General features: G+C 65.9%; 4 protein-coding genes, 2 tRNA genes and 1 pseudogene. 4 read left to right on the top strand and 3 right to left on the bottom strand.

What is annotated here, in order from left to right:
* The 3 genes and pseudogenes from D472_RS25925 to D472_RS0118345 all read left to right on the top strand — a co-directional run.
* Positions 1-227: pseudogene (locus tag D472_RS25925) on the top strand (glycoside hydrolase family 6 protein); the annotation flags it as partial.
* A gap of 97 nt (positions 228-324) precedes the next feature.
* Positions 325-1,677 carry a cellulase family glycosylhydrolase gene (locus tag D472_RS0118350; RefSeq protein ID WP_017605930.1) on the top strand — a complete coding sequence of 451 codons (1,353 nt, stop codon included), beginning with the start codon at positions 325-327 and terminating at the stop codon, positions 1,675-1,677.
* Between the two features lie 63 nt (positions 1,678-1,740).
* Entirely contained in the window at positions 1,741-2,820 is a 1,080-nt protein-coding gene (locus D472_RS0118345; protein ID WP_017605929.1) for a lytic polysaccharide monooxygenase, read from the top strand.
* Between the two features lie 241 nt (positions 2,821-3,061).
* On the opposite strand, the gene D472_RS0118340 is transcribed toward D472_RS0118345, so the two are convergent.
* Positions 3,062-4,735, bottom strand: a complete 1,674-nt coding sequence (locus D472_RS0118340) for an AMP-dependent synthetase/ligase (RefSeq protein WP_017605928.1) — start codon at positions 4,733-4,735, stop codon at positions 3,062-3,064.
* A 174-nt stretch (positions 4,736-4,909) separates the two neighbouring features.
* Here D472_RS0118340 and D472_RS0118335 point away from each other — a divergent pair, with 174 nt between their 5' ends.
* Positions 4,910-5,656: a PAS domain S-box protein gene (locus tag D472_RS0118335; protein WP_017605927.1), complete on the top strand. Its 747-nt coding sequence runs from the start codon at positions 4,910-4,912 to the stop codon at positions 5,654-5,656.
* Positions 5,657-5,852: 196 nt separating this feature from the next.
* Here the strand turns inward: D472_RS0118335 and D472_RS0118330 are convergent.
* Together D472_RS0118330 and D472_RS0118325 are read right to left on the bottom strand one after the other, a co-directional pair.
* Positions 5,853-5,926, bottom strand: a tRNA-Val gene (locus D472_RS0118330).
* 21 nt (positions 5,927-5,947) lie between these two features.
* Positions 5,948-6,022: transfer RNA gene (locus D472_RS0118325), tRNA-Cys, on the bottom strand.
* Between the last annotated feature and the right edge of the window lie 45 nt (positions 6,023-6,067).

The raw sequence follows: 6,067 nt of genomic DNA, 5'->3' as shown, positions 1-6,067 counted from the left end.
ATGCCTATGTGTGGATGAAGCCTCCGGGTGAGTCCGACGGCTCCAGCGAAGAGATCCCCAACGACGAGGGTAAGGGTTTCGACCGGATGTGCGATCCCACCTATGAGGGCAACCCGCGCAACGGTGAGAGCATGAGCGGCGCGTTGCCCAACGCTCCGGTCTCGGGGCACTGGTTCTCCGCCCAGTTCCAGGAGTTGCTCGCCAACGCCCACCCACCGATCCAGTAACAGGGGTTCCTCATCCGCCCCCGCCCGGCCGGGTGCCTCTCACCCGGCCGGGTCCCGCCCGACCCACGGGCGGGTCTGCCTGAAGGGAAAGGCTCCCATGATTCGCAACGTCCTCCTGGCGGTGGGCTCGGTGCTGGCCCTCGTGCTCTCCTTCGCGACGGTCTCGCTGCCGGCGCACGCGGACAGCGGCTTTCGGGTGGTCGACGGACGTCTGGTCGATGCCGGGGGCAACGACTTCGTCCTCCGTGGCGTCAGTCACGCGCACACCTGGTTCACCCACCAGGACCAATCCATCACCGACATCTCCGCATTGGGCGCCAACGCCGTGCGTGTCGTGCTGAGCAGTGGTGATCGTTGGGACGAGAACGATGTCTCGGAGGTGACCGAGGTCGTCGCCGACTGCAAGGCCAACCGCGTGATCTGCATGTTGGAGGTGCACGACACGACCGGTTACGGAGAAGACGCCGAGGCGGCCACCCTCGATCAGGCCGTCGACTACTGGCTGCGTATCCAGGAAGCGGTCCAGGGAGAAGAGGACTACGTCCTGGTCAACATAGGAAACGAGCCCTACGGCAACGACGAGGCCACCAACCGGAACTGGGCGGCCGACACCGCCGACGCGATCAATCGGCTTCGCGACGCCGGCTTCACGCACACCCTGGTAGTGGACGCCCCCAACTGGGGCCAGGACTGGCAGGGAATCATGCGTGAGGAGGCGGCGGAGGTCTTCGCCGCCGACCCCGACGCCAACACGGTGTTCTCCATCCACATGTACGGCGTCTACGAGCAGGAGTCGGTGATCGTCGACTACCTGGAGAGCTTCGTCGACGCGGGGCTGCCCCTGGTCATCGGTGAGTTCGGCCACTTTCACAGTGACGGCGACCCCGATGAGGACGCCATCATGGCGCACGCCGAACGGCTGGGTCTGGGCTACATCGGTTGGTCCTGGAGCGGCAACAGCGGCGGTGTCGACTACCTGGACATGGCGATCGACTTCGATCCCGCGAACCTCAGTGAATGGGGTGAGCGGATCTTCCACGGACCGAACGGTATCGCCCAGACCGCCGTGCGGGCGCCCATCTTCGACGGCCCCGCGCCGGAGCCCACCGAGCAGCCGACCGAGCAGCCCACCGAAGGGCCCACGGAGCCCTCGGATGACTGCACCGCCCAGTACAGCGTGGTCGGTTCCTGGGGGAGTGGTCACCAGGCCGAGGTGACCATCACCGCGGGAACGGCCCTGGAGGCCTGGACCGTCACCTGGGAGCTGCCCGCGGGTGAGTCGGTGAATCAGTCCTGGGGCGCGCGGGTCACGACCTCCGGTGGCACCGTCACCGCCACCAACGCCGCCTACAACGGGGCGCTGGCCCAAGGGGAGTCCACCTCCTTCGGCCTCATCGGCTCCTCCCAAGGCGACCCCTTGATCCCTGAGCCCGTCTGCGCGGCGCTCTGACCCCATCGGCCCGAAACCGGGCTGTTCATCCCCCTGTATGAGGAAGTGCTGACAATGAGAGCAATGAGAAAGAAGGCGCTCGTTCCCACCCTGCTGGGCGCCGGAGCCCTCCTGGCCGGGTACGCCGTGCTCGCCTCCCCCGAGCCGGCCGAGGCCCACGGGGCCTTCACCTACCCGGCCTCCCGCACCTACGCCTGCTTCCAGGACGCCACGGGCGGGAGCAGCGGCGGGGCGCTGGCACCCACCAACCCGGCCTGCGTCGATGCCTTGGCCGAGGGCGGCGACTACGCGTACTGGAACTGGTTCGGCAACTTGATCTCCAATTCGGATGGCCGGCACCGCGAGTTCGTCGCCGATGGTGAGCTGTGCGGTCCGACGCCCGAGTTCAGTGCCTTCAACGCGGTCCGGGACGACTGGCCGACCACCAACCTGCAACCCAACACGACGGTGGAGTTCCACCACAACGCCTGGGCGCCGCACCCGGGCACGTTCTTCACCTACGTCACGAACGCGGACTGGTCGCCGAACCAGCCGGTGACCTGGGACGACCTGGAACTCATCGATGAGGCCGTCGACCCGCCGCTGCGTTCAGGGGGCGAGGCGGGCGCCGAGTACTACTGGGACGTGGACCTGCCCGATCGCAGTGGACAGCACGTCGTCTACTCGGTCTGGGAACGCTCGGACAGCCCGGAGGCGTTCTACAACTGCTCCGACGTGGTCTTCGTCGGTGATGGCGGACCGACCGACGAACCCACGGACGAGCCCACGGACGAGCCCACCGATGAGCCGACGGATGAGCCCACCGAGGAGCCGACCGACGAGCCGACCACGGGCCCAGAGGAGGGCTACTGCACGGCCGAGTACGAGATCGTCAACTCTTGGTCCGGTGGCTTCCAGGCGCTGGTGACGGTCACGGCGGGTGAGGCCGGAACCAACGGTTGGATGGTGGACTGGGTCTTCGCCAACCGCCAGGAGATCACCAGCCTGTGGAACGGCGAGTGGGTCAACCACGGAGCCCACTTCGAGGTGACCAACGTGGCCCACAACGGCACCCTCGCGCCGGGGGAGAGCACCGACTTCGGCTTCACCGCCGAGGTGGATGGCGTGAACATCGATCCGAGGGTGGAGTGCCAGGAGAACTGACCCGGGCCGACGCACACGCGGTGAGCGAGCGCCCCTGAGATGACGGTCCGACCCTGTTCGAAGGTCCCCGCCTCCGAACAGGGTCGTTTCCTTCTCCGAGAGCCCCCAAGTCCAGGCCTCGGATGCCGCCGGTCGAGTGGAAGTCCGGACCAAGGACCTCTGCCGTGTCGAGGCGCCTTGGTCGCCTCGGTGCCGAGCCGGGCCGATACTTCGTGATCGGAGCGCTTGGCGGTGGTTTCCGTCAGGCGAAGAGTTCCTCGATCTCCGCCGAGTAGAGATCGTCGATGACACGGCGACGCAGTTTCATGGTCGGCGTGAGCTCATGACCCGGTCGCCAACCACGGGACAGGAGGGTGAACTTCTTGATCTGCTCGACTCGGGCCAGTGTGGCGTTGGCCCGGTCGATCTGCTCTTGGACCCGGAGCCTCAATTCCGATCCGTCGAGGCCCGCTTGGCTCACTCGTGCGGGGTCGGCGACGATCAACGCCACGTTGTACGGACGACCGTCGCCGATGACCGCGACCTGTTCCACCAAGTTCCCGGCCGAGCGAATCGCCATTTCGATGTTGGCCGGTGACATGTTCTTGCCGGCCGCGTTGATGATCAATTCCTTCTTGCGGTCGATGATCCAGAGGAATCCGTCCTCGTCGATACGACCGATGTCCCCGGTGCGCAACCAGCCCTGGCCATCGATGGCCGTCGAGGTCTTGTCCGGAGCACCCCGGTACCCCCGCATCACCTGAGGACCGCGCACGAGGAGCTCACCATCGTCCGCCAGGGCGACCTCGACCGTACCCAAGGGGCGCCCGACGCTTCCGAGCCGAAGCTCCTCAGGGGTGTTGATCGCCACACAGCACGAAACCTCGGACATGCCCAGGACTTCGCACAACGGCAGGCCCAGAGCCGCGAAGAATTCGAGTACCCCGCGCGGGGTGGGCGCGGCACCGGTGACGGCCCAGACCGTTTCGTCGAGCCCGAGCCTGGTGCGAAGGGTCGCGCCCAGCGCTGGATCGGCGAGGGCGTCGGCCATGAGATCACCGGGGTGACCCGCTTCGAGTGCCGCCTTGAACTTCTCCCACACACGGGGAACGGCGCCGAACACCGTGGGCCTGGTCCGTGCGACGGCCACGGCGAGGCCGCTCATGTCTTCGACACAGGTCAGGGTGTTCGCGTAGGCCATGAAGGCCGAGTAGTGCGAAGTCCAACGGTCGGCGACGTGGGCCGCTGGAAGAAACGAGACCTGCCGGCCGTGTCCCGGCAGCGGCATGGCCTCGTGCACCCCTCGCAACTGGGCCAGCATGCCGTGGTGGGTGAGTTCGACCCCCTTGGGCTCTCCGGTGGTCCCGGAGGTGTAGATGAGTGTCAGCAGATCATGTGGTTCGACGAGGTCGGCGACGGAGAAGTCGAAATCGGTCTTGGTCGCGGCGAGTTCGGTGACCAGGTCCTCGTGTGTCTCGGTGACTCGGTCGATCACCACGACGTGCTCGACCGACGGAGCGGACGCACGGGCGAGAACCAGCGTTTCCAGGAAAGTGGACTCCGCGATGACCACCTTGGCCCCGGAGTCGGCGAGGACGTAGGCGATCTGATCGGACGCGGAAGTGTTGTAGATACTGAAGGGCACCGCCCCGAGCATCATGACCGCGGCATCCACCACGTGGAACTCCGGCCGGTTCCTGAGCATCAACGCGACCGGCTCGCCGCGATCGATTCCAAGCGAATCCAACCTCCGTGCCACCGCGCCGATGCGGTTCATCGTTTCCTCGTAGGTCCACTCCAGACCCGTCTCGTGGGATCGAAGGGCGACCTGGTCGGGGTTGGCTCGTGCGGTCGACAACAGCAGGTCCGCCAGGCTCTTGGCTCCCATCAGTCGATCAGAGATCGATTTCTCGACGGAGCCCGCAGGCAGGGCCATGGGGATTCCTCGCTTCCTCGAGAGTGTTGCTCGGAACACATCGTGCGTTGAATCCGCAGGTGCCGACCACCCCCGGAGCTCGTCGGCACACACCCGAACGGGTGGTCCGACCGCCCCTGGCCACGGAGGGAAACGCCCCGAAGCGTCGAAGGCCGAATCGAGTAGGTTCGTAGGGTGAGCACATCTGAGCGGCCGGCCCTCGACTACCAAGACCTCTTGGCGCGGTTGGCCGATGTCGTGTACGCCGTCGACGTCGAAGGACGGTTCACCTACGTGAATCCGGCCGGCGCGCGTATCTTCGGCCGGCAGGCCGAAGAGCTCATGGGCCGACATTTTTCCGTCGTGGTCGACCCCGATTCGCTGCCCGATACCGCCGAGCACTTCAGGCTCGGCATGGAGGACCCGCAACGCAATCCTTTCTTCGAGACACGGATCCGACGGCCGGACGGCCAAGTCCGTGAACTCGAAGTACACGCCGGCAGCATGTATAGGGATGGCGAGTTGATCGGACGCCAGGGCGTCGGTCGCGACATCACCGAACTGCGCCGCCTCCAAGAGGAGTTGGCGGAAAAGACCAGCCGACTGGCCCTGCTGGACGACCAGCAAAGAGCCGCGATGGACGTGTACCGCCGTCTGAACCTCATGGCCGGCCAGGTCGCCATCGACCCGGCGCGAGTCGAACGGGCGCTTGAGGCGGTCGAGGGATCATTCCGGTTGGAGACCGCGCGTTCGTTGGGACTGCACGAAGACCTGGAGATCATCCGGCTGGTGGCGGACGGTTACTCCAACCAGGAGATCTCCGACCGGGTCCACCTCAGCGTGCATACGGTCAAGGACCGTGTGAGCCGCATCGTCACCAAACTCGGCGCTCGCAGCCGAGCCGGGGTGGCCGTTCGGGCGACGGAGGCCGGTCTGCTCTGATCCGCCCTGAGAGGGGACGTCCGTGTTCTCCCGGAAGTCTCCACGGAAGAGGCCTTGAAAACACCGAAGGCCAGAACCGAAGTCCTGGCCTTGGGTGCGGCTTGATCGGGAGTTCGGGGGTCGTGCTCCGAGTGGAACGACGAAACGACCCTGCCAGGAGGCCGGAGGCCCCTAGCAGGGTCGTTTCAGAGTGAAGTGGGCGATACAGGACTCGAACCTGTGACCCCTACCGTGTCGAGGTAGTGCTCTAGCCAACTGAGCTAATCGCCCTCATGCGAGATGAGGTACATCTGGAGCCGGCGACGGGAGTCGAACCCGTGTACAGGGATTTGCAGTCCCTTGCCTAAGCCACTCGGCCACGCCGGCTTGAACTAAGCACGAGGGAGCCGAACGGCACCCATGTGCCTTTCT

Origin of the sequence: Nocardiopsis alkaliphila YIM 80379, from assembly GCF_000341005.1 — a bacterium.
GTDB lineage: Bacteria > Actinomycetota > Actinomycetes > Streptosporangiales > Streptosporangiaceae > Nocardiopsis > Nocardiopsis alkaliphila.
The sequence above is the reverse complement of the archived record's forward strand: the minus strand, read 5'-3'. Positions and strand labels throughout refer to the sequence as shown.

Coding starts and splice junctions, on each gene's coding strand:
- D472_RS0118350 (WP_017605930.1), top strand. CDS start 325: ATGATTCGCAACGTCCTCCTGGCGGTGGGCTCGGTGCTGGCCCTCGTG.
- D472_RS0118345 (WP_017605929.1), top strand. CDS start 1,741: ATGAGAAAGAAGGCGCTCGTTCCCACCCTGCTGGGCGCCGGAGCCCTC.
- D472_RS0118340 (WP_017605928.1), bottom strand. CDS start 4,735: ATGGCCCTGCCTGCGGGCTCCGTCGAGAAATCGATCTCTGATCGACTG.